The organism is Curtobacterium sp. AB451 (genome assembly GCF_050585845.1).
GTDB lineage: Bacteria > Actinomycetota > Actinomycetes > Actinomycetales > Microbacteriaceae > Curtobacterium.
This window is the reverse complement of record NZ_JBOBQG010000006.1, coordinates 25,910-48,403: the sequence shown is the minus strand read 5'-3', so window position 1 is coordinate 48,403 and position 22,494 is coordinate 25,910. Positions and strand designations below refer to the sequence as shown.

The window sequence follows — 22,494 nt, the reverse complement described above, 5'->3', positions numbered from 1 at the left end:
CGTCCGTCAGTCGTCCTCGTGCGCGGCCAGGGTCGCGAGCACGAGCTTCGCGATCCGCCGTTGTCCCGCGTCGTTCGGGTGGATGCCGTCCGTCGAGTAGATCCCGGTCCCGGAGTAGTCGGCCTCCGGGAAGGTGTCCGCCATGCCGACGAACGCGGCCCCGCCCTTCCCCGCGGCGTTCTCGATCTCGGCGAGGTAGGTCGACCACGGGCTCGCCATGCCGTCCGTCATGCCCGAGGCCGGGGTGAACTCCCCGATCACGAGCAGCGAAGGCTTCGTGGGGAGGGCCGCGAGCGCCTTCAGGAACGCCACGTACTGCGTACCGAGTTCCTCGGGCGAGAGCTTCGATGCGTCGTTGCCACCGAGCGTGATCGTGATGAGGTCCGGAGCAGCACGACGCATCGCCGTCAGGAAGCCCTCCTGGTCCTTCGTGAAGGTCGCGATCGTCGATCCGGAGTGCGCGGAGTCGTAGCGGTGGATGCCCGCGTCTCGGTCACCGTCGAAGATCGTGAACCCCAGCAGCGAGAACGGTGCGACGGCGGTGACCGTCACCGAGTGTTCGCCGCTCGACAGTCCGTCCACCCTCGTCGTCGTGCCGGCGCTGGCGGTCCCCGTCGTGGCGACGGTCTCCGGTGCGCCTCCGTCGACGCTGTAGGTGAAGTCACCGGACCCGGGGTAGCGCGCCCACCAGATGTCGATCCCCGTCCCCGTGAAGGGGTAGGTCCGCGACGCACCCGCCTGCATCGCGACGGACCGGTAGCCGAGGTCGGGCACGGTGGCGTCGAACTGGCTCGATCCCGTGCTCGCCGTCGCCCAGTCACCCCAGGTCGAGTCCGGGCCGTACACGGCGAACTGCGCCGGGAGGTACCCGGCACCACCGGTGACGCCGTCCGTCGGGTGCTCCGTGCGGAGTCCGTCGAGCGTGCGGTCCATCCACCGGGTGGAGCGGGCGGAAGCGCCCTGCCCCTCGGTGATCGAGTCCCCCAGGGCGACCCAGTTCGCCGGTTCGCCGGCCCGGTCGGCCACGGCCGCGTTCCAGGTCGCGAGGGGGCCGGTGTCCTCCGGGGTCTTCGCCGTCGAGCACCCCGACACGACGGTCGCCAGGAGCGCGACGGCGGCGCCGGCGACGATCCGTCGACGCCACCCGCGATCGGCGTCCTGCCTCGGACTGTCCACGTTGCCTCCCGTTGGTCGAGCCGTCGTCCGCGATCGCACGCTCACGCTCCGGTGCGGGCCGGACCCAGCTCGTCCGGCGCGACGTCCTTCTGCACCGCGAACTGCGTCCGGTGCAGTTCCTCGTACCGGCCACCGGCCGCGAGCAGTTCGTCGTGCGTCCCGCGCTCGACGATCGAGCCGTCCTCGACGACGAGGATCTGGTCCGCGCTCCGGATGGTGGACAGGCGGTGCGCGATCACCATCGCCGTCCGGCCCTCGAGCGCCTCGCTGAGCGCCGCTTGCACCGCGGCCTCCGACGTCGAGTCGAGGGCCGCCGTGGCCTCGTCGAGGATGACCACCCGTGGCTGGGCGAGCAGGAGCCGCGCGATCGTCATCCGTTGCCGCTCCCCGCCGGACAGCCGGTAGCCGCGCTCCCCCACCATCGTGTCGAGCTGGTCCGGCAGGGACCGGATCAGCGACTCGAGACGCGCACGGCGGACCGCGTCCCACACCTCGTCGTCGGAGGCGTCCGGCCGCGCGAGCCGCAGGTTCGAGCGGATGGTCTCGTGGAACAGGTGCCCGTCCTGCGTCACCATGCCCATCGTGTGGCGGAGGGACTCGAAGGTCACGTCGCGGACGTCCTCGCCGGCGAGACGGACGGCGCCCTGGTCGACGTCGTAGAGCCGCGAGAGGAGCTGCGCGATCGTGGACTTGCCCGCGCCCGAGGTCCCGACGAGCGCGACGGTCTGTCCGGGCTCGATCCGGAACGAGATGCCGTGCAGCACCTCGTCCCCGCCACGGGTGTCGAGCGTGGAGACCTCCTCGAGCGAGGCCAGCGACACCCGGTCCGCCGACGGGTAGGCGAACCGGACGTCGTCGAACTCCACGGCGACGGGACCGTCCGGCACCCGCACGGCCCCGGGCTTCTCCTGGATGAGCGGTTCGAGGTCGAGGACCTCGAACACCCGCTCGAAGCTGACGACGGCGCTCATGATCTCGACGCGGGCGTTCGCGAGGCTGGTCAGCGGCACGTACAGCCGGGTGAGCAGGAGCGCGAGCGTGACCACGTCACCCGTGTTCAGCTGGCCGCCGAGCGCCAGGACGCCGCCGAGCCCGTACACGAGCGCGAGGGCGAGCGCCGCGACGAGCGTCAGGGCGGTGACGAAGACGAACTGCAGCATCGCGGTGCGCACCCCGATGTCCCGGACGCGCGCCGCACGGACGCGGAACTCCTCGGACTCCTCGTCGGGGCGTCCGAACAGCTTGACGAGGGTGGCACCGGGTGCCGAGAACCGCTCGGTCATCTGCGTGCTCATCGCCGAGTTGTGGTCGGCGGCCTCGCGGCGCAGGGCTGCGAGCCGACCACCCATGCGGCGGGCGGGCACCAGGAAGAGCGGCAGCATGAGCACCGCGATCACGGTCACGAGCCAGGACGTGCTGAGCATCACCGCGAGGGTGAGCACGAGCGCCACGAGGTTCGTGACCACGCCGGACAGCGTGCCGCTGAAGGCCTGCTGCGCGCCGATCACGTCGTTGTTGAGCCGGCTGACGAGCGCGCCCGTGCGGGTCCGGGTGAAGAAGGCGATCGGCATCTTCTGCACGTGGTCGAAGACCGCCGTGCGCAGGTCGAGGATCACCCCTTCGCCGATCCGGGCCGAGTACCACCGGGTCACCAGCGACGAGGCAGCGTCGGCGACGGCGACGAGGGCGATGACCACCGCGAGCCAGACGATCGTGCCGACCGCACCCCGGGCGGCGATGACGTCCACCACCTGGCCCGCGAGCACCGGCGTCGCGACCGCGAGGAACGCGCCCACGATCGACAAGGCGATGAAGACCACCAGCTTGGCGCGGTACGGCGTGGCGAACGTCATGATCCGCCGGAGCGATTCGCGGGAGAACCCGTGCTTGCCGTCCTTGGCGGTCGAGATCTTGTAGAGCGAGCTCCAGGCCGCGCCTTCCATGCTCATGGCTGTTCCCTCCGTGCCGCGGGCTCGACGCGGACCGGGAGCAACGATACGGCGGTCCGCAGCGGCCTGCGTCGTGCGTGCGGCAGCCTGGAGGCGCGACCCGCCTGACGGGGCGGGTCGCGCCTCCAGGCTGGTCACCGCGCATGCGGTCGGTGCGGGTCCGCCCGCCGGTGGCGGACTACCCCAGCGGCTCGACGCCGTAGCTCGTGACCACCGCGCGCAGCTCGTCCAGGTACGTCTGCGCCTGCACGGTGAGGGGCACCGAGGCGTGCGCGATCCAGCCGATCTCGATGCGCTCGTCGACCTCGAGCGGGATGGCGACGATCTCGGGGTCGAGGTCATCGCTGATGAGCCCGGTCGAGATCGTGTACCCGCCGAGGCCGATCATGAGGTTGAAGATCGTCGCCCGGTCCGAGACGCGGATCTCGCGCTTGCTCGACATCGTCGACAGGATCTCCTCGGCCAGGTAGAAGGAGTTGTTCGCGCCCTGGTCGAAGGTGAGCCGCGGCAGGTCCTCGAGGTCCGCGAGCGTGGCGTGCTCCCGAGCCGCGATCGGGTTCCGACGGGAGACGAAGATGTGCGGCTCCGCGACGAACAGCGGGGTGAACACGACCCCGGCGTCCCGCAGGAGCTTGCCGAGCACCTGCTTGTTGAAGTCGTTGCGGTAGAGGATCCCGACCTCGCTGCGCAGCGTCCGGACGTCCTCGATGATGTCCCAGGTACGGGTCTCACGGAGCGAGAACTCGTACTCGTCCGCCGCCGCACCCTCGACCATCCGGACGAAGGCCTCGACCGCGAACGAGTAGTGCTGCGCCGACACCCCGAGCAGCCGACGCGACGCCTGCCGCCCGACGTACCGCTGCTCGAGCAAGGAGACCTGCTCGACGACCTGCCGGGCGTACCCGAGGAACTCCACGCCGTCGACGGTGAGCACCACCCCCCGGGCCGAGCGGGTGAAGAGCGGGCGCCCGATCCGTGTCTCGAGGTCCTTCATCGCCGCGGACATGGTCGGCTGCGACACGTAGAGCAGATCGGCCGCGGCGCTCATCGAGCCCTCGGTCGCGACCTCGATGAAGTACCGGAGCTGAGGCAGCGTGATGTCGTTCGAGACCCGGGCCATAGGCCGAGGCTATACCGCCGCATAGTGTCTCGGTATTACCTGATGACCCTCGGTTCCGGTCATGATCGATGCATCCTTCCCACCGTGCCCACGGGCCGCTCGACGAACAGATTGCCGACCATGGCGAACGACCTCACCTTCAGCATCACCCGGACCCGGTTCGACGAGGACTACTCCCCGTCGGACAGCTCCCGGCTGACCACGAACTTCGCCAACCTGGCGCGCGGCGAGCGCCGGCAGGAGAACCTCCGTGCTGCGCTGGCGATGATCGACGGGCGCGCGAACGACCTCTTGGCCGCCGGGGACCGCTACCGCCTGGAGCTCGACATCGTCTCGGCGTCGCTGCAGTTCTCCGACGGCGGATCGGACGCCGAGTTCCCGCTGCTCGAGATGCTCGACGTCACGATCGTCGACCAGCACACCGGCGAGCGCCACCACGGCATCCTCGGCAACAACTTCTCGTCGTACCTGCGGGACTACGACTTCTCGGTGCTGCTCCCGTCGTCAGAGGGCCTGCCGTCCGACTTCGGCGTGCTGCACGGGGCGCTCTTCCAGCGGTTCCTCTCGTCGTCGGCGTTCCACGACGCGTTCGGTGCCGAGCCCGTCGTCTGCATCAGCGTCTCGACGAGCCAGACCTACCGCCGGACCGGGTACGTCCACCCGGTGCTCGGCGCCGAGTACGAGCACGAGCACTCCTCGCTCACCGACGACTACTTCGGCCGGATGGGCATGCAGGTCCGGTACTTCCAGCCCGCCGGAGCGTCGGCCCCGCTCGCGTTCTACTCGCGCGGTGACGTCACCGCGGACTACTCGGACCTCCAGCTGATCGGCACCATCGCCACGATGGAGACCTTCCAGAAGATCTACCGTCCGGAGATCTACGCCGCGAACACGCCGGCCGGGGACACCTACCGCCCCACCCTCGACCACACCGACTTCACGCCCACCCCGGTCACCTACGACCGCGAGGAGCGCAGCCGCCTCGGGATCACCCAGGGCCGGTGGACCGAGGAGCACCTCGTGACGCCGCACCACGCCCTCCTCTCGCGGTTCGCCGCCGAAGCCACCGTTGCCCTCTGACCCCGTTCCCTCCTGACAGGATCCGCACGCGCATGACGTCTCTCCTCCCCACCGCGATCGTCGGCAGCCTGCCGAAGCCGTCCTGGCTCGCCGAGCCCGAACGACTCTGGTCCCCCTGGCTGCTCGACGGCGCCGCGCTGATCGAGGGCAAGCAGGACGCCCTTCGCGCAGCCGTGCACGAGCAGGAGCGCCGCGGCCTCGACATCGTCAGCGACGGCGAGCAGACCCGGCAGCACTTCGTCACGACGTTCATCGAGCACCTCGACGGCATCGACCAGGAGCGCAAGGAGACCGTCCGGATCCGCGACCGGTACGACGCCGCCGTCCCCACGGTCGTCGGCGCCGTGAGCCGCCCCGCCCCCGTGTTCGTCGAGGACGCGAAGTTCTTGCGCGCACAGACCGACCGGCCGATCAAGTGGGCACTCCCTGGCCCGATGACCATGATCGACACGCTCTCCGACCAGCACTACAAGTCTCGCGAGAAGCTCGCGTGGGAGTTCGCCACCATCCTCAACCAAGAGGCCCGCGAGCTCCAGGATGCCGGCGTCGACATCATCCAGTTCGACGAGCCCGCCTTCACCGTCTTCCACGACGAGGTGCAGGACTGGGGTGTCGCCGCACTCGAGCGTGCCGCCGAGGGCCTGCACACCGCCGAGACCGCCGTGCACATCTGTTACGGGTACGGCATCGAGGCGAACAACAAGTGGAAGGAGACGCTCGGCGCCGAGTGGCGACAGTACGAGCAGTCCTTCCCGCTGCTGCAGCAGTCGTCGATCGACATCGTGTCACTCGAGTGCATCCACTCCCACGTGCCCCTCGACCTCGTGGAGCTCATCCGCGGGAAGAAGGTCATGCTCGGCGCGATCGACGTCGCCACCGAGACCGTCGAGACCCCGGACGAGGTCGCGGAGGTGCTCCGTCGGGCGCTCGACTTCGTCGACGCCGACAAGCTCATCCCGAGCTCGAACTGCGGGATGGCGCCGCTGGCACGGGACGCTGCGCTCGCGAAGCTCAGCGCGCTGTCCGCCGGTGCGGGCATCGTGCGGGCCGAGCTCGTCGGCGCGGCCGTGCCGGCCGGGCGCTAGGCGCTTCCGGTCGACACGGCGGCCCCGCTCCGGACGGAGCGGGGCCGTCGTGGTCGTCGCGTTGCCACACGCTCAGCGTTCGAGCAGGCCCGGAGGCGCGACGACCGTCCGGTGCGCAGGTCACGCTGGCACTGCGGTCACCCGTTGCTGCGCGCGGTCGACCGCTCACGTCGCCGGGCGACGAACCACGCTGGAGCCGGGCCGCACCTCACATGTCGGCGACGAGGCGGAGCGTGTAGCCCTCGGGGACGGCCTGGTGCTCGACGTAGTAGGCGAACACCGGCGCCGCTTCGTCGGCCGTGAAGAGCTCTGCCGGGTGGCGCGGCTCGTGCGCGGCCTGCACGTCGATGGTCTCGGTGAGCGGCTCGGCGAGGTCGTGGTCTCGCCCGACGATGAAGAAACGGTAATCGCCGTCGTCTTCGCGGCGACGGAGTTCGACGCTCATCTTCTCGGCCGTGCCGCCGGCCTGCAGGTACGAGTCGCCGTACTCGTCGATGACTGTCTGCGGGCCTGCGCGCCAGGTCTGATCGTCGATCGGAGCGAGGAAGACGAGCAACGCGAACTGATCGTCGTTGTCGAGCAGACCCAGGCTGCGCCGGAGCTGATCGGGGACAGGACGAAACGTGTCGTTCAGAACGGTGCTGATGGACCCGTTCGTCTTCATGATGATCAAGGCTGACTACTCCACGTGCTCGTAGGCGACAGAGGTGATCGTGATGCGCACCCCGTGCAGCGTGGCATACTCGGGCTCGTCGTCGTCCAACCCGCCGCGGAACCGCGCTGCCAATCGCTCCACCGCCCCAGCGAGAGGTGCCGAGGTCAGCGCTCAGACGAGCGACTCGACCCCGCCCACGTCCAGTGTTGCCGCGGAGCGTCAGGCGTACGGGGTTGACTGTGGCCATGATCCCCAAGAACCTCATCCATCAGGTCGAGAGCGCGACGGTCCGTGATCGCGACGGCGCGACGGTCGGCAAGGTGACGCAGGTGTTCCCCTCCGACGAGGACGGCAGTGCGGCGTACGTCAGCGTCGCGACCGGCTTGCTCGGGAGGCACCACGCGCTGGTCCCGGTCGAGGACGCGACCTTCGACGGCACGGATCTGCGCGTCGGGTACACGAAGAACGCGATCACGGACGCGCCGTCCGTCGGTCCCGGGAACGCCCTGTCTCCCAGCGAGGCGAACGCCGTTCGCAGACACTTCGGCCTCTCCGTCACGGGCGCAGCAATCGGAGACATGGGCGACCCGAACGAGAACCTCGATCAGGCCGGAACAGGGCCGGCAGGCGCGGACGACACCGAGGGGGCCGGGACGACGCCGCCGGCGTGACCGGCGACGGCTTCTGCTTCATCGGTCCCGCACGTTCCTTCCGACCTCGACAAGGAGCCGGCGGACCGCGAACATACGATCACGGCCGTTGCGATCGGGACGTTGGGCTTCGCCAACAGCATCACCGGGTAGTCGACCATTTCTCTCAGCGCTCTGAGACGTCACCGTCGATCTCATCACGAGCAGATCGTCGCGGACAGGCACGGCGAGGCCAGCTGCTCTGCATCCATCTGATCGGGGTGCCATCGTCACTGCAGCAACGACTGCACAGCGTTGCACAGGTCGGACTGCTGACCGCTCGCGAAGAGCGCACCGGCTCTCTTGTACCTGTAGTTCGTAGCGCCCGGCATGCCAGCCCCGAGTAGATGAACGTGACCGACAGGTTGGCCGTTGTCTGATCGGGTCACCGTCCGGTCGGAGGGAGAGCCGACGGTTGGCTCCTCGCATTCCACGACGTAGCGGTGTCCTCTGTCCGTCTCGACCTCGAACTGTTGCAGATGATCGAGATCGGAATCACGGTCATGGGCCTCGCCCTGAGCCGTCACCGCTCGGATCTTCATTTACACGGTTCGAGCATGCTCGTTCCCAATCCCACCGCCCGGTGGCCGATCAATCACGGGGCCGCCTCACGCCGTACGCTCGCAGCAACTGATTCGCTCTCGCGTCAGAATGCCCGAAACACGGTCGTCCGGCTTACGCCAAGGACCTCGCCAATCTGCTGCACGGTCATGTCCTGGTGCTCATGCAGGCGCCGAGCTGTTCGCACATGATTGCTCGAGAGCCGTGGCGGCCGCCCACCGGGACGGCCCTGGGCTCGAGCTGCTACTAAGCCAGCGTGGGTCTGCCCACGGATCAGGTCGCGTTCGAACTCTGCCAGCGCGGCGAAGACATGGAACGCGAGCCGGCGGCTCGGCGAGATCGTGTCGATCGTTTCCTGCAGTGAACGGAAACCGACACCTCGGTCCCCCAATGCCTCAAGCTGGCCAATGAGGTGCCGAATCGACCGACCCAACCGATCCAGCCGCCACACCACCGACGTGTCACCTCGCCGCAACTGATCGAGCAGCTCCGTCAACTCGGGCCGATACTCGAGCACCCGATGAGCCGGAATTCGTCAGCACTCGGTAGCAAAGGCCCGTAGATTTTCACACTGAGTATCGCTACACGACTCGCCGGACCACTGGGCACCGGGCACCGGGCACCGGGCACCACTCGAGAGCGATGTGCCACAAACGGTCGCTTCCAGCACGCCGAACACAATTGGACGCCGAAACCAGCCCCGACCGCCGAAGCAGCACGAGTGTCAGGAGTTATTTGCTGGTGAGGTGCTCATTGATTGCTGCAGCAACTTCTTCGGCATTGTGGCACTGCACGACGTACTCGTATCCCTGACGCGTGGTGATCACCACCGCCGGACGATGCCCGAGGATGAGTCCGGTCGCGTTCGGCTTCCACCGGAGACCGACACCACCAAATTGGTACCAGGTCTCAGCCTGCGTCCGCACCGACGCAACGTCCACGAATGCGATCCTTCGCCGCCAAATCGGCCGAAACTGCAGCTCGATCTGGTCCGTCAGCCGAACATGAATCGACGCGTTCAGCATCACGAGCCCGACAGCGAGGAGAAGGACTCCCGGCAGCATCGTCAGCGTCGCGGAGCTGACTCCGATCTGGCCAACCAGGAACACGGTGAACACCACCATGCCGACGAAGCTGGCCAGGAGGGACGCGCCAAGGACCTTCATCCACGCGGGACCATTCGTTGTCTCATTCATGCGGGAGTCTCCTGTTCGTGAGGTTCATCAATCAATGGTTGCTGCTTTCGCATTGCCACCCAGCCCAGTGGGACGACGAGGATGAAGAGAGCGGCGGCCATCACGAATGCGAAACTCGACACCCCGAGGACCAGCCAGATACCAAGGTGGAAGAGCAATGCGAGTGGCAGTAGCGCGCGCAAGCGGAAGGCGGTGGGAAGGAAAACACAGATCGCGAGCGTGAACTCGAGTACGAGCGTTCCCCACGTCAGGGCCGCCAGCAGCGGTGGCTGCACCGTGACCCATTCAGCAAGGGGCCGGAGTATGGCTGGCGCTCCGAAGACGCTGTTCCGAACCCAGTAGAAGAGGGATGTCCCATCCGCCCACTCGGCACTGCCAAGTTTTCCCAGACATGCGACGAGGTACACGACGGCGATTTGTGCTTTCGCGAGGGTCAGCATCCAGGCCGCCACGAACGTGCGGGTGCGCCACAGTCTCCCGGGATGGGGTGCACGCCAGGAATGGAGGCGCCAATCGCTCAAACTGACGGGGACGAGTAGCAGCCCGAGAATGCCAGCGAGCTGGTCTCCGCCATCGGGAGCGGCGCTTGCGAGTGGGAGTGCTATGAGCAGCAGCGCAAGCGGAATCGCTGTGGCGGCGGGGAACCACCCGGAAGCCACCACAAGGCAGAGTGCACCGGCAGCAAGTTGCGCCCCGCCAACTGCGCTGTCCGGGATCCAGCACGGCCAGGCCATCCATCCGGCGCTGGCGCCGCACCTCGAGGCCAACGCTCCGGGAACCGGGGAGAACAAGACAGATGCTGGTGTGAGCAGATAGGTCAATCCCGCGGCCAGCGCGAGAAAACCGCGGGCGATGGCGATCGAGCCGGTCCATGGTTCCTGGATGCGCAGTTCCTGATTTGTCCAGAACTGGCGAAACGTACTCAGCACTCAACGTCCAAGTAGATCGCCTCCGTGAGACGTTCAGCCGAACGCAGCTTCCGCCACTCCCAGGGCACCGGTCGTTCGGCAATCAGCACGAGCCGTCCGCACAGGCTAGGGGCGGTACGAGGGTTGTTGACCGGCCGCGGTACTGTTGCGAGAACGGCTCGGCAGCTTGCCGCGGTGTGACAGGGCGTCCATTCCTTCTTGCTCAAGCCCTGCAGGAACGTCGCGATTACGGCTCCTTGCGTGCGGCCGGTCCGATTGAAGCCGAACGACCAGCGCGCGGAGGCGCCAACCGGGATGCTCCGGTCGGTGAGCTCTTGTCCAGACACTGCGTACGGGACAACGTATTCGCTCTGGGCATCTTTCGTGAAGAACGCCCACCCTTGAGGTGCGATCTGGCGAGTGATGTGAACGACCTCGTTACGCGCTGGTGGAAGAACAGCGGGCGTGAAATCCACGGCACCTTGGAACACGTAGAACACGAGGGTCAACCCAACGAGGCCCCCCGCAACGATGGAAAGGCGAGAGGCGGGGACCGTCCGCCCCCGCCTCCACACAAGCTCGATCACTTCAGTGGCCGAATTGCTCGATGACCGCGGCGACGATGCCGTCCGAGAATCGTTCGCTTGCGCCGCCCACTGCAGCAGATTTGACCACCGCGGTTGCGCCGGCGACGACGTTGTAGCCAAGAGCGATGTTCGCAGCAAGAGCATAATTCACCGCCGCGATGGCCGTCACTGCGATCACAGCCCCGAGCGCCACGACGACCGCGACACCGCAGTCCGTACCAATCTCCCCAGGGACCTGCGTTTGGTTGGCTTTCAGCGAGGCCACACCCTCAGCCATCGTGGGTGTCTGGAGCATCTGCTCGTAGGCGCGGGTCAGGTACTGCTGTACCTGGCCAGGATCCCCTGCGATGACTGTGGAACCCAGCCGCGCAAAGTAGGCGTCGTCGCTTGCTTTCAGCTCGTCCTCGATCTTCTGAACCTTCGCGATCGACTCAGGAGACTGAACCTCGGCGAGGACTGTGTCAATCTCCTCATTCGTGAGGGACGAGACGTCGGCGTTGCGCAGCAGGTCACGGGTCCGGTCGCCGCCTTGCAAGAAGAAGAGACTCTCGAAGACTTCCTGCCCCCGCACAGCTGGGTCGACTGCGATGCTGCCCGTCGCCGCGGATGCCACTTTCACACCCGCATGCGTAGCGGTGATGACGCTGGCCGACCCGACGACCGTGGTCGTGGCGACGATGAGCGCGACAATGCGCTTGTTCATAAAAGACCCCTAGTTGCTATGTGTTCGTCCACGCCCAGTCACCTCCCAGCGGAGGATGGCATTCCGCTCTTCGATGACCGCTTGATTGGCGCGACATCAGCACCATCGCCGATGACAGAAACTCTGCACCATCGCATGCAATATACGCAACTCTAACGTACACCGGCGTGTTGCCCACTCGCAGTCAGGCGGAGGAGAGCGCTGGAAGGGCCAGTCTTCTGGCTGTCGATCGGGGACGGCGAGGATCTCCGTGGCGTCGCACTGGACTGTGCGTCCTGGTCAGCGGGTTGTCAGCTGCACCCAGCGCACCGCGTATCCATCGAGCAGGTCGAGGTCAGGCGAAGTCATCTCAAGGCAACTCCGGGCGTCGACCGCGAACCAGGATCGTGCGCCGGGTTGAGCGTCGTGTCGTAGCAGTACGGGCCGACAGTCGTGGAATCGACGTAGGCCGTGGTCGCGTTCCGGTTCGCTCGTAGCAGCCACGATTGATCCTCAGCCAACAGCACGGCACATTGTCGCGAAGACCGCTCGCGTGCGGCCACGAAACGCTCGACGCCGAGGTAGGTGGAGAGTCCGCGCACGGCGGAGGCTTTCGAGACGCCGGCGGGCCGCACATCAAGCCAGTATTCGTCGGGATGGTACGTGTCCCGACGTGCGTCAACAGCGACAGGCGCTGGCGTTGCCTGTGCGACGGCGGGAGCCCGTCCGTCAGCGGCCGCAGTGTCTCGCCCCGCGCCCACAGCAGCAGCCGTGTCGCACATACCCCGCCCGAATTGAATCTCGTTGAGGGCCCGCCATACGACCGCACCAGCGACGACGGCCGCGAACGAAGAACGCCCCGCCAGCCGAAGCCAGCGGGGCGCCCCCACGAATCAGACCGAACTCAGAAGTCCCAGTCCTCGTCCTCGGTGTTCACGGCCTTGCCGATCACGTACGACGAGCCCGACCCCGAGAAGAAGTCGTGGTTCTCGTCGGCGTTCGGCGACAGGGCGGACAGGATGGCCGGGTTCACGTCCGTGATGTTCTTCGGGAACATCGGCTCGTAGCCCAGGTTCATCAGCGCCTTGTTGGCGTTGTAGTGCAGGAACTTCTTGACGTCCTCGGTCAGCCCGACTTCGTCGTAGAGGTCCTGCGTGTACTGCACCTCGTTCTCGTACAGCTCGAAGAGCAGCGAGAACGTGTAGTCCTTCAGTTCGTCGCGCTCGGCCTGCGTGAGCTGCTCGAGGCCCTTCTGGTACTTGTACCCGATGTAGTACCCGTGGACGGCTTCGTCACGGATGATCAGGCGGATGAGGTCGGCGGTGTTCGTCAGCTTCGCCCGCGACGACCAGTGCATCGGCAGGTAGAAGCCGGAGTAGAACAGGAACGACTCGAGCAGCGTCGAAGCGACCTTGCGCTTCAGCGGCTGGTCGCCCTGGTAGTAGTCCATGACGATGGACGCCTTCTTCTGCAGGTTCGGGTTCTCCTCGGACCAGCGGAAGGCTTCATCGATCTCGGGCGTCGACGCGAGGGTCGAGAAGATCGACGAGTAGCTCTTGGCGTGCACCGACTCCATGAACGCGATGTTCGTGTAGACGGCTTCTTCGTGCGGCGTGACCGCGTCGGGGATGAGCGACACGGCGCCGACGGTGCCCTGGATGGTGTCGAGCAGGGTCAGGCCGGTGAAGACGCGCATGGTCAGCTTCTGCTCGGCCGGCGTCAGCGTGTTCCACGACTGCACGTCGTTCGACAGCGGCACCTTCTCGGGCAGCCAGAAGTTGTTGACGAGGCGGTTCCAGACCTCGACGTCCTTGTCGTCCTGGATGCGGTTCCAGTTGATGGCCTGGACCCGATCAATGAGCTTCAGCTTCTCGACCAACGCACGTTTCCTTCAAGAGATGGTGACTAAGTGACGGACTGGAGGCGCGGTGCGGGGCCGCCCCGCGCCTCCAGTCCAAAGGTGATCGCGTGAGCGATCAGAGCATGCAGGAGACGCAGCCCTCGACCTCGGTGCCCTCGAGCGCGAGCTGCCGCAGACGGATGTAGTAGATCGTCTTGATGCCCTTGCGCCATGCGTAGATCTGGGCCTTGTTGATGTCACGCGTGGTGGCGGTGTCCTTGAAGAACAGCGTCAGGGACAGGCCCTGGTCCACGTGCTGCGTCGCCGCGGCGTAGGTGTCGATGATCTTCTCGGCACCGATCTCGTACGCGTCCTGGTAGTAGTCCAGGTTGTCGTTCGTCATGAACGGCGCCGGGTAGTAGACGCGACCGAGCTTGCCTTCCTTGCGGATCTCGATCTTCGACGCGATCGGGTGGATCGACGACGTCGAGTGGTTGATGTACGAGATCGAACCGGTCGGCGGGACGGCCTGCAGGTTCTGGTTGTAGATGCCGTGCTCCTGGACGGACGCCTTCAGCGCCTTCCAGTCGTCCTGCGTCGGGATGGTGATGTTCGCGTTGTCGAACAGCTCCGCGACGCGGGCGGTCGCCGGCGTCCACTCCTGGTCGGTGTACTTGTCGAAGAACTCGCCCGACGCGTACTTCGAGTCACGGAAGCCGTCGAAGGTCTCGCCGGTCTCGATGGCGATCTTGTTCGACGCGCGCAGGGCGTGGAAGAGCACCGTGTAGAAGTAGATGTTCGTGAAGTCGATGCCCTCTTCGGAGCCGTAGTACACGCGCTCACGAGCGAGGTAGCCGTGCAGGTTCATCTGGCCGAGGCCGATGGCGTGCGACTTGTCGTTGCCGTCCTCGACGGAACGCACCGACGTGATGTGCGACATCTGCGACACCGAGGTGAGGCCGCGGATGGCGGTCTCGATGGTGCGGCCGAAGTCCGGCGAGTCCATCGTCAGCGCGATGTTCAGCGAGCCGAGGTTGCAGGAGATGTCCTTGCCGATCTCGTTGTACGAGAGGTCCTCGTTGAACGTGGTCGGGGTGTTGACCTGCAGGATCTCCGAGCACAGGTTGGACATGTTGATCCGACCCTTGATCGGGTTCGCCTTGTTCACCGTGTCCTCGAACACGATGTACGGGTAGCCCGACTCGAACTGGATCTCGGCGATGGTGGTGAAGAAGTCGCGCGCTTTGATCTTCGTCTTCTTGATGCGCGAGTCGTCGACCATCTCGCGGTACTTCTCGGAGATCGGGACGTCACCGAACGGGACGCCGTAGACCTTCTCGACGTCGTACGGCGAGAACAGGTACATGTCCTCGTTGTTCTTCGCGAGCTCGAACGTGATGTCCGGCACGACGACGCCGAGGGACAGCGTCTTGATGCGGATCTTCTCGTCCGCGTTCTCGCGCTTGGTGTCGAGGAACTTCATGATGTCCGGGTGGTGCGCCGACAGGTAGACGGCACCGGCACCCTGACGCGCGCCGAGCTGGTTCGCGTAGGAGAAGGAGTCTTCCAGCAGCTTCATCACGGGGATGATCCCCGAGGACTGGTTCTCGATCTGCTTGATCGGGGCGCCGGCCTCGCGGATGTTGGAGAGGAGCAGGGCCACGCCGCCGCCGCGCTTCGAGAGCTGCAGCGAGGAGTTGATGCCGCGCGAGATCGACTCCATGTTGTCCTCGATGCGGAGGAGGAAGCAGGAGACGAGCTCGCCGCGCTGGGCCTTCGCGGTGTTGAGGAACGTCGGGGTCGCGGGCTGGAAGCGGCCGGCGATGATCTCTTCCACGAGGTCGATCGCGAGCTGCTCGTTGCCCTGTGCGAGGCCGAGGGCGGTCATCACGACGCGGTCCTCGAAGCGCTCGAGGTAGCGCTTGCCGTCGAACGTCTTGAGCGTGTAGCTCGTGTAGTACTTGAACGCACCGAGGAACGTCTGGAACCGGAACTTCTTCGAGTACGCCAGGTCGTTGAGCCGCTGGATGAAGTCGAGCGAGTACTGCTCGATCGTCGCGGCTTCGTAGTACTCGTTCTCGACCAGGTAGTCGAGCCGCTCCTTCAGGTTGTGGAAGAAGACGGTGTTCTGGTTGACGTGCTGCAGGAAGAACTGCTTCGCGGCCTCACGATCCTTGTCGAACTGGATGTTCCCGTCCGCGTCGTAGAGGTTGAGCATCGCGTTGAGGGAGTGGTAGTCCATCCCCGTCTGCGGCGACGTCAGATCGACGTCTGCAACTGCTGCGTCCAAAATGCATCCAATCCTGTGTTGACCGCTGACACGTCGTCAGGAGTCCCGAAGAGTTCGAATCTGTAGAGGACGGGGACGTTGCACTTGCGTGCGATGACGTCCCCTGCGAGGCCGTACGCCTCGCCGAAGTTCGTGTTCCCCCCGACGATCACGCCGCGGATGAGCGAGCGGTTGCGTTCGTCGTTGAGGAACTTGATGACCTGCTTGGGGACCGCGCCCTGTCCGTTGCCGCCGCCGTAGGTGGGCAGCACCAGCACGTACGGCTCGTCCACGTGGAGGAACGGGTCGTTCGGGTAGAGCGGGATCCGGTCCGCGTCGCGGCCGAGCTTCTCGACGAAGCGCGCGGTGTACCCGGACACGCTCGAGAAGTAGACCAGTCGGCTCATGGTGCGCTCCTCGTGGAAGGTGCGGACAGACGGACCGTGGGTGTCCTGCGGTGGTGATCCGAGCCTCCTGAACGAGCTCGGGTCACCACCCGCGGACGTGGGACGAACTACGCGAGTTCGGCGCTGAGCGTCGCGATCTTGTCGGGACGGAAGCCCGACCAGTGGTCGTCGTCGGTGACGACGACGGGCGCCTGCAGGTAGCCGAGGCTCTTGACGTGCTCGAGCGCGGCCTCGTCGGTGGAGACGTCGTGCACTTCGTACTGGATGCCCTTGTTGTCGAGCGCCCGGTACGTCGCGGTGCACTGGACGCAGGACGGCTTGGTGTAGACGGTGACGGCCATGATCTCCCCTGGTGGTGGTACGCGCTTGCGTTGCTGTGTGTGGGTCGTGCTGGTGCCTGTGGACCGGTGCTCCTGCCCCTGTGGAACCCGTCGTGACCGACGTTTCCGGGCAGGTGCTTTCCGGTGACTCGATACTACATCTAGTGGCCGACACCGGGACCGACCACAAGAGAAAGTGTTACAGCCGTGTAGTTCTCCACAACGCCCTCCACAGTGTGAACAGTTCGGAGAGGCCCGTGATTCCGCCACTCTGGCACCGGCCACCGACACTCCTCCACACCTTGTGGACACATCTCTCCACGGGTGTGCACTGCACTCGCTCGGCGTGTCGCAGCAACCCCTCCACAACCCGTCCGCGAGCCGCCGCCGTCCACCTCCCCCGGACGGGTGACAGGGCGATCCGTCCGGTCCGTACACTCGTGGCGTGAGCACGTACGGTCCCCTCCTCAAGACGCCCGGCGTCGGTCGCGTCATCGCCGCGCAGCTCACCGCACGCTTCCCGTTCGGCATGCTGTCGCTGGCCTACCTGCTGCACGTCGAGCACGTCTTCGGCTCGTACGGCGCAGCCGGCCTCGTGCTCGCGACGACGAGCGTCGGGCAGGCGATCGCGGGACCGCTCACCAGCCGGTGGATGGGCAGCTGGGGCATGCGTCCGGTGCTCGTGCTGACGAGCCTCGTCGCGCTCGTGAGCATGGGCGTGATCGCGTTCGTCGTCATGCCCCTGTGGGCCTACGTGGTCGTGGGGTTCCTGGGCGGCCTCGCCGTCCCGCCCGTGCAGCCCGCGGTGCGCACCATCTACCCGAAGATGGTGACCTCGTCGCAGCTGACACCCCTCTTCTCCCTCGACGCGAGCGCGCAGGAACTCATCTGGGTCGCCGGCCCGGTCATCACCACGTTCGTCGCGACGCAGATCGGCACGATCGAGGCGATCGTGCTCGCGATGGTGTTCCTCGTGGTGGGCGGCACGTGGTTCATCGCCTCCCCCGAGCTCGGCCGCGTCCGCATCCCACGGTCGAAGCGCGCGTTCGGCGTCGTCCTGAAGCGGCCGTCGGTTGTCGTCGCCACCCTCACCGGCCTCCTCCTGATCGGAGCCTGTGCCGCGGTCGAGGCGAGCGTCACGAGCGTCTTCGGCGAGGGCAGCCCGAACGCCGGCATCGTCCTCGCGGTGTTCGCGGTCGGGTCGCTCATCGGCGGCCTGACCCTCGGCCACCTGCCGATCTCGCGCAACACCCTGTGGACGCGCATGTCCATCGTGTTCGTCGGCCTCGCGCTGGCCGTCGGTGGCACGGACTTCTGGTGGCTCTGCCTCGCCCTCGTCATCGCCGGTGCCGGCATCGCCCCGGCCCTCGCGGTCATGTTCGGCTCGGTCTCGGCGACGGTGAAGTTCTCCGACACCGCCGAGGCCTACGGGTGGATGGGCACCGGGCAGCTCATCGGCGCGGCGGGCGGATCGGCCGTCGCCGGGTTCCTCATCGACAGCCAGGGCGCCACCGGCGGGATGATGGTCGGCGCGGTGATGGCCGCGGTGGGCGTCGTGCTCCCGCTCGTCACGAAGCGCTGGCTGCCCGACCTGCGCGGTCGCGACGCGAGCCCCATCCCCGACACCGAGCCAGTCAACATCCCCACGTAGCCGCAGCGCGGGGTGTACCTGGTCGAAACGGGCGTCCCTGGTCGGAAGTCCCGACCAGGTACGCCCGTTCCCACTCTCCATCGCAGCCGTTCTGGGAAGGAACGACGCACGACCGACGCCCGGCCAGGAGGCGCGGCGCATCCCCGCCACGATCGGCAGGATGGGTGCATGGTCACCTCAGTCACCCTCCGCGACGGCACCTCGATCCCCGCCGTCGGCTTCGGCGTCTACAAGGTCGACGACACCGAGGCCGAGACGGCCGTCGGTCTCGCGCTCGACGCCGGCTACCGGCACGTCGACACCGCCGAGATGTACGGCAACGAGACCGGCGTCGGGAAGGCGATCCGCGCCTCCGGGCTGGACCGTGACGACGTCTTCGTGACGACGAAGGTGTGGAACGACCACCAGGGGCGCGACGCGACCCTGCGAGCGTTCGACGCGAGCCTCGAGCGGCTCGGGCTCGACACCGTCGACCTGTACCTGATCCACTGGCCGGCCGCCGCGAACGACCGGTACGTCGACACCTGGCGCGCGCTCGTCGAGCTGCGCGCGTCTGGCCGCGCTCGGAGCGTCGGCGTCTCGAACTTCCAGGTGCCGCACCTCGAGCGGGTCATCGACGAGACCGGCGAGGTCCCCGCGGTGAACCAGGTCGAGCGGCACCCCTGGCTGCCGCAGCGCGAGCTGATGGCATTCCACGCGCAGCACGGCATCGTGACCGAGGCCTGGTCGCCGCTCGGCCGCGGGCGACTCGTCGACGAGCCGGTCCTCGCCGGCATCGCGGACGTCCACGGGGTGAGCGTCGCGCAGGTGCTCGTGCGGTGGAACGTGCAGCAGGGCGTGGTGGTGCTGCCGAAGTCGGTGACGCCGGCGCGGATCCGGTCGAACCTCGACGTCGACGGCTTCGTGCTGACCGACGACGACCTGGCGGCGATCGCGTCGCTCGAGTCGGGGCAGCGCACGGGGTCCCACCCGGACTCGGTGGCCTGAGGCGCTCAGCCGGTCGGGAGCAGCCCACTGAAGGCGATCACGGCGATCCCGGTCCCCACGACTGCGAGGAAGATGCCGATCACCCGGACGAACCGCGGCGTGAGTGGCCTCCCGTTCGCGAGCTCGTCGCCACCGATGGACTGCGCCCACCGGTTGAACACCGCGATCGTCACACCCCACAGCGCCACGAAGACCGCACCGATGCCGAACCAGGTCGCGCCGGTCACCGACCCCGCCTCCGCTCGATCTGCTGCCGGCGGTTCCGGACGAACACGACCTCCAGGGTGACCGCGATCGCCGTCAGGACGATCGCGAAGACGATGTGCGCGAGGTCGTGCCCACGGCTCAGCACGCTCAGCGGCAGTCCGATGACGAGCGCTGCGCAGACGACGACGTTGAACCACGCACCGACGACCCCGCCCGGGGTCCGACCAGTGCGCTCCATCCACGGGACCGGCATGCGCGGGACGCTCCGCCGGCGGACTGGGCGATCCGTACCCCGGAGCCTCAGCCCCGCCGGTCCTCCTCCGACTGCCAGGGCAGGTGCAGGTCGCCGGGCTCGGGTTCGACGTCGCCTGCGTCGTCGGCGCCGCCGGTCCCCGGTGCGGCGACGATCCTCGACGGGTCGATGCCGTCGGCCTCGAGCTCGGCGTCGTCCCGCTGGTCGGTCTGCGCCGCCTGGGTCTCCCGTTCGCTGGACGGGCTGTACGAGGTGTCGGCTGCCCGCTGCCGGTGCTCCCCGGTGCCCACCGCGCCCTCGTGCTGCACCCGGTCGCGCAGCGCGTCGGTTCGTGCTCGGTCGTCGGAGTCCTCGGGGCCCGGGACGTCGGGGATGCTGTCGCTCATGGCGCCGACCGTAGGCCCCGGACCCCGAGCGGGTGCACCGGGCAGTCCGATCGGCGCACCCGGTCACCGTCCGTACCGATCCGGTCACGAGCCCTGGGATCGCCCCGGGCCCACGCTACGATCCCAGCGGGCCGCGCGTGATCCGACGCCGGCCGGGGACGAGGGGGATCATGCGACGTTCGGTGACGAGGGGACGGGCCACCGCGGTGGTGCTGGTGTCGGCGGTCGCGGCGATCGTGCTGACCGGCTGCTCGGTGTTCAGCGCACCCGACCCCGTGCCGACCCCGACCCGACTGGCCGTGCAGGGACCGGACGACACCGAGCGGCCTGATCCCTCGCCGTCCCCGACGTCCGAACAGGTGCTCCCCGCCGGGACGGTCGCGGCCGAGACCGACGTCGTGTCGAAGACCGGGGACACGTCGATCCACGTGCGCGTCACCGCAGATGCCGACGGCGTGTTCACGGTGCACCTCTCGGACTACCGGACGACGAACCCGCAGCCGATGTCGATCCAGTTCCGCCACCGCGTCGCCGGGTTCCAGGACGGCTACGACGCGGTCGCACGCGGGTTCGTGCAGTGGGACCGCGCGTCCGGACCGCCCGACTCGTACACGCTCGACGCCGGCGCGCGGCCCGACTACCTGGCGAGCGCCGTCCTGGTGCCGATGTCGACCGGCGACGGCAGCACCGATGCGGACCGCCCGTGGGTCGGCTCCGTGCTCGCGGTCGGCAAGCTGGCGTGGAAGATCCCGAACCCCTACCCGGACCTGCGCGTCACCGTCGGGAAGGCCCGCCCGGGTGCGTACGGGTACGTCAAGGACGTCGACGGCACGCCCACCTGGTACATGGTCTCCCACGGGGACGACCTCACCACGGTGTCGAAACGCTTCGGCGTCACCCCCGAACAGTTCGAGTGGATGAACCCCTACCTCGAGCTCCGCGGGGACAAGTGGTTGAACGAGGACGCCACCGTCAACATCTCCCCCGCCAACCGCTGACTCCGGGAAGGTCCGTGCGGTCCGTTACGGTTGACCAGCACTCGCCACACCCCAGGAGGTCCCACCGTGACGATCGTCGCCGCAGCAGACGGCTCAGCCCTCGGCAACCCCGGCCCGGCCGGCTGGGCCTGGTACGTCGACGACGACCGCTGGGCGGCCGGAGGGTGGCCGAACGCCACGAACAACCAGGGCGAGCTGACCGCCGTCCTCCAGCTGCTCCGTGCCACCAAGGACACCGGCGAGCCGCTGCACATCCTGTGCGACAGCCAGTACGCGATCAAGGCGTGCACCGAGTGGCTCGCGGGCTGGAAGCGGAAGGGCTGGCGCAAGGCCGACGGCAAGCCCGTGCTGAACGTCGAGATCATCAAGGAGCTCGACGCCGAGCTGCAGGGCCGGAAGGTCACGTTCGAGTGGGTCCGCGGGCACGTCGGGCACGAGATGAACGAGGCCGCGGACGTCCGTGCCCGCGGTGCCGCGACCGCCTACCAGCAGGGCACCGAGGTACCGCACGGGCCGGGCTGGCCCGGGGCCCCGGTCACCGAGCCGGCAGCGCTGCCCGAGGCGACGCCACCCGCGACCCTGTTCTGACGAGCCCGCGTGCGCGTCGGCCGGCGCGCACGACATCGGGCGCGCACGACAGCGCCGGTCAGTACGTCCCGTCGCGCCGGTCCTGGCGGGTGATCTGCTCCCCCGACGCCGGGTCGACCCCGCTCCGGGTCGTGGTCGTCGTCCGGCGTCCACCGAACGCCACCGCGAGGCTGATGACCAGCAGCACGACGCCGGCGGCCATCAGGATGTAGCCGATCAGCCGCAGGTCGACGCCGGCGACCTGGATGTTCAGGGCGAACGCCACGATGGCGCCGATGACGATCAGGGCGATGCTCGATCCGATGCGCATGGCAGGTCCTCTCGGTTGGACCCCACACCGGTCGGCGCAGGGTCGCGGTCGAACGTACCCGGACGTCAGAGTGCGCGTTCCCACGGAGCGACGGTGCTCTCCAGGTGGTCGTAGCGGTACGGCTTCGTCTCACCGGTCGGCCGGTAGCCGAGCGCCCACCAGAACGGCTCCGCCACCGATGCGTTCGTCCCGACGATCCCGAGGCGCAAGCGGTCCACCCGTGCGGCGGCCGGCGCCGATCGCACGAAGTCGATGACCGCGTCGTGCATCGCCCGTCCGAGCCCCCGTCCGTGCGCGTCCCCTCGGACGACCAGCAGCCCGATGTACGCGACAGCGGGCGTCGGGTACCCGAGCAACACGTCCGCGAACGCCACGAGCCGCTCCCCCTCCCAGAGCCCGAGGCCGGCCTTGCCCGCCGGATCGAACCCGCCCGGCACCGACAGCAGGGCACTCAGCGCGTCGGACGGCCCCGGCGGGTACCCGGTGATCCGCAACGCGTAGTCCGGCACCGACTCGAGCAGGTCCTGCAGCGCGGCGACGTCACCGTCGGCCGACGAGCCGCCGAGCTCGCGCACCACCGCCATCAGCGC

26 protein-coding genes are annotated in these 22,494 nt (G+C 67.6%); 7 read left to right on the top strand and 19 right to left on the bottom strand.

Annotated features, from left to right (window positions below):
• Positions 1–6: 6 nt before the first annotated feature.
• The 3 genes from ACQXVK_RS14170 to ACQXVK_RS14160 all read right to left on the bottom strand — a co-directional run bounded on the left by ACQXVK_RS14170 (position 7) and on the right by ACQXVK_RS14160 (position 4,245).
• On the bottom strand, positions 7–1,176 hold the full coding sequence (locus ACQXVK_RS14170) for an SGNH/GDSL hydrolase family protein (RefSeq protein ID WP_430853972.1): 1,170 nt from the start codon (positions 1,174–1,176) through the stop codon (positions 7–9).
• A 41-nt stretch (positions 1,177–1,217) separates the two neighbouring features.
• Positions 1,218–3,125 (bottom strand): ABC transporter ATP-binding protein, encoded by a 1,908-nt coding sequence (locus ACQXVK_RS14165; protein WP_430853971.1) that lies wholly within the window; start codon positions 3,123–3,125, stop codon positions 1,218–1,220.
• Positions 3,126–3,303: 178 nt separating this feature from the next.
• Positions 3,304–4,245, bottom strand: coding sequence for a LysR family transcriptional regulator (locus ACQXVK_RS14160; protein WP_430853970.1), 942 nt, complete (start codon positions 4,243–4,245; stop codon positions 3,304–3,306).
• Between the two features lie 120 nt (positions 4,246–4,365).
• Here ACQXVK_RS14160 and ACQXVK_RS14155 point away from each other — a divergent pair, with 120 nt between their 5' ends.
• Both ACQXVK_RS14155 and ACQXVK_RS14150 read left to right on the top strand, forming a co-directional pair.
• A complete protein-coding gene (locus ACQXVK_RS14155) occupies positions 4,366–5,325 on the top strand; it encodes a putative oxygenase MesX (protein ID WP_430853969.1) in 960 nt (319 codons plus the stop codon).
• A gap of 32 nt (positions 5,326–5,357) precedes the next feature.
• Entirely contained in the window at positions 5,358–6,410 is a 1,053-nt protein-coding gene (locus tag ACQXVK_RS14150; protein WP_430853968.1) for a methionine synthase, read from the top strand.
• A 208-nt stretch (positions 6,411–6,618) separates the two neighbouring features.
• Here the strand turns inward: ACQXVK_RS14150 and ACQXVK_RS14145 are convergent, their stop codons facing one another.
• Complete coding sequence (locus ACQXVK_RS14145) at positions 6,619–7,083, bottom strand: hypothetical protein (RefSeq protein ID WP_430853967.1); 465 nt, start codon at positions 7,081–7,083, stop codon at positions 6,619–6,621.
• A gap of 227 nt (positions 7,084–7,310) precedes the next feature.
• Here ACQXVK_RS14145 and ACQXVK_RS14140 point away from each other — a divergent pair, with 227 nt between their 5' ends.
• Positions 7,311–7,736 (top strand): hypothetical protein, encoded by a 426-nt coding sequence (locus ACQXVK_RS14140; RefSeq protein ID WP_022906509.1) that lies wholly within the window; start codon positions 7,311–7,313, stop codon positions 7,734–7,736.
• A gap of 248 nt (positions 7,737–7,984) precedes the next feature.
• Here the strand turns inward: ACQXVK_RS14140 and ACQXVK_RS14135 are convergent, their stop codons facing one another.
• From ACQXVK_RS14135 to nrdH, 10 genes are all read right to left on the bottom strand, one after another.
• Positions 7,985–8,296 carry a hypothetical protein gene (locus ACQXVK_RS14135; RefSeq protein ID WP_430853966.1) on the bottom strand — a complete coding sequence of 104 codons (312 nt, stop codon included), beginning with the start codon at positions 8,294–8,296 and terminating at the stop codon, positions 7,985–7,987.
• 104 nt (positions 8,297–8,400) lie between these two features.
• Positions 8,401–8,811, bottom strand: a complete 411-nt coding sequence (locus ACQXVK_RS14130) for a recombinase family protein (RefSeq protein ID WP_430853965.1) — start codon at positions 8,809–8,811, stop codon at positions 8,401–8,403.
• A 235-nt stretch (positions 8,812–9,046) separates the two neighbouring features.
• Positions 9,047–9,511 carry a hypothetical protein gene (locus tag ACQXVK_RS14125; RefSeq protein ID WP_430853964.1) on the bottom strand — a complete coding sequence of 155 codons (465 nt, stop codon included), beginning with the start codon at positions 9,509–9,511 and terminating at the stop codon, positions 9,047–9,049.
• Complete coding sequence (locus ACQXVK_RS14120) at positions 9,508–10,440, bottom strand: HTTM domain-containing protein (RefSeq protein WP_430853963.1); 933 nt, start codon at positions 10,438–10,440, stop codon at positions 9,508–9,510. The genes ACQXVK_RS14125 and ACQXVK_RS14120 overlap by 4 nt, the downstream gene beginning before the upstream one ends.
• Positions 10,434–10,919, bottom strand: a complete 486-nt coding sequence (locus ACQXVK_RS14115; RefSeq protein WP_430853962.1) for an SdpA family antimicrobial peptide system protein — start codon at positions 10,917–10,919, stop codon at positions 10,434–10,436. Before ACQXVK_RS14115 ends, ACQXVK_RS14120 begins: the two co-directional genes overlap by 7 nt.
• A gap of 88 nt (positions 10,920–11,007) precedes the next feature.
• Complete coding sequence (locus ACQXVK_RS14110) at positions 11,008–11,709, bottom strand: hypothetical protein (RefSeq protein WP_430853961.1); 702 nt, start codon at positions 11,707–11,709, stop codon at positions 11,008–11,010.
• 883 nt (positions 11,710–12,592) lie between these two features.
• Positions 12,593–13,567: a class 1b ribonucleoside-diphosphate reductase subunit beta gene (gene nrdF / locus ACQXVK_RS14105; protein ID WP_022906554.1), complete on the bottom strand. Its 975-nt coding sequence runs from the start codon at positions 13,565–13,567 to the stop codon at positions 12,593–12,595.
• A gap of 97 nt (positions 13,568–13,664) precedes the next feature.
• Complete coding sequence (gene nrdE, locus ACQXVK_RS14100) at positions 13,665–15,770, bottom strand: class 1b ribonucleoside-diphosphate reductase subunit alpha (RefSeq protein ID WP_430853960.1); 2,106 nt, start codon at positions 15,768–15,770, stop codon at positions 13,665–13,667.
• Positions 15,771–15,787: 17 nt separating this feature from the next.
• Positions 15,788–16,204 carry a class Ib ribonucleoside-diphosphate reductase assembly flavoprotein NrdI gene (gene nrdI, locus ACQXVK_RS14095; RefSeq protein ID WP_022906556.1) on the bottom strand — a complete coding sequence of 139 codons (417 nt, stop codon included), beginning with the start codon at positions 16,202–16,204 and terminating at the stop codon, positions 15,788–15,790.
• Positions 16,205–16,311: 107 nt separating this feature from the next.
• A complete protein-coding gene (nrdH, locus tag ACQXVK_RS14090; protein WP_022904483.1) occupies positions 16,312–16,545 on the bottom strand; it encodes a glutaredoxin-like protein NrdH in 234 nt (77 codons plus the stop codon).
• Positions 16,546–16,969: 424 nt separating this feature from the next.
• Here nrdH and ACQXVK_RS14085 point away from each other — a divergent pair, with 424 nt between their 5' ends.
• Complete coding sequence (locus tag ACQXVK_RS14085; RefSeq protein ID WP_430853959.1) at positions 16,970–18,175, top strand: MFS transporter; 1,206 nt, start codon at positions 16,970–16,972, stop codon at positions 18,173–18,175.
• A 168-nt stretch (positions 18,176–18,343) separates the two neighbouring features.
• Entirely contained in the window at positions 18,344–19,162 is an 819-nt protein-coding gene (locus tag ACQXVK_RS14080; protein WP_430853958.1) for an aldo/keto reductase, read from the top strand.
• 5 nt (positions 19,163–19,167) lie between these two features.
• Here the strand turns inward: ACQXVK_RS14080 and ACQXVK_RS14075 are convergent, their stop codons facing one another.
• Genes ACQXVK_RS14075 through ACQXVK_RS14065 form a run of 3 tightly spaced genes read right to left on the bottom strand, consistent with a single transcriptional unit; the run spans position 19,168 to position 20,008 of the window.
• Positions 19,168–19,389, bottom strand: a complete 222-nt coding sequence (locus tag ACQXVK_RS14075; RefSeq protein WP_430853957.1) for a hypothetical protein — start codon at positions 19,387–19,389, stop codon at positions 19,168–19,170.
• Positions 19,386–19,622 carry a hypothetical protein gene (locus tag ACQXVK_RS14070; RefSeq protein ID WP_430853956.1) on the bottom strand — a complete coding sequence of 79 codons (237 nt, stop codon included), beginning with the start codon at positions 19,620–19,622 and terminating at the stop codon, positions 19,386–19,388. The genes ACQXVK_RS14075 and ACQXVK_RS14070 overlap by 4 nt, the downstream gene beginning before the upstream one ends.
• 47 nt (positions 19,623–19,669) lie before the next feature.
• Positions 19,670–20,008: a hypothetical protein gene (locus ACQXVK_RS14065; RefSeq protein WP_430853955.1), complete on the bottom strand. Its 339-nt coding sequence runs from the start codon at positions 20,006–20,008 to the stop codon at positions 19,670–19,672.
• A gap of 182 nt (positions 20,009–20,190) precedes the next feature.
• Here ACQXVK_RS14065 and ACQXVK_RS14060 point away from each other — a divergent pair, with 182 nt between their 5' ends.
• Positions 20,191–21,006 (top strand): hypothetical protein, encoded by an 816-nt coding sequence (locus ACQXVK_RS14060; protein WP_430853954.1) that lies wholly within the window; start codon positions 20,191–20,193, stop codon positions 21,004–21,006.
• 66 nt (positions 21,007–21,072) lie between these two features.
• Entirely contained in the window at positions 21,073–21,594 is a 522-nt protein-coding gene (locus ACQXVK_RS14055; RefSeq protein ID WP_402269353.1) for a ribonuclease H family protein, read from the top strand.
• A gap of 58 nt (positions 21,595–21,652) precedes the next feature.
• Here ACQXVK_RS14055 and ACQXVK_RS14050 read toward each other — a convergent pair whose 3' ends face one another.
• Both ACQXVK_RS14050 and ACQXVK_RS14045 read right to left on the bottom strand, forming a co-directional pair.
• Positions 21,653–21,904 (bottom strand): DUF6458 family protein, encoded by a 252-nt coding sequence (locus ACQXVK_RS14050; RefSeq protein ID WP_022908472.1) that lies wholly within the window; start codon positions 21,902–21,904, stop codon positions 21,653–21,655.
• Positions 21,905–21,969: 65 nt separating this feature from the next.
• Entirely contained in the window at positions 21,970–22,488 is a 519-nt protein-coding gene (locus ACQXVK_RS14045; protein ID WP_430853953.1) for a GNAT family N-acetyltransferase, read from the bottom strand.
• Between the last annotated feature and the right edge of the window lie 6 nt (positions 22,489–22,494).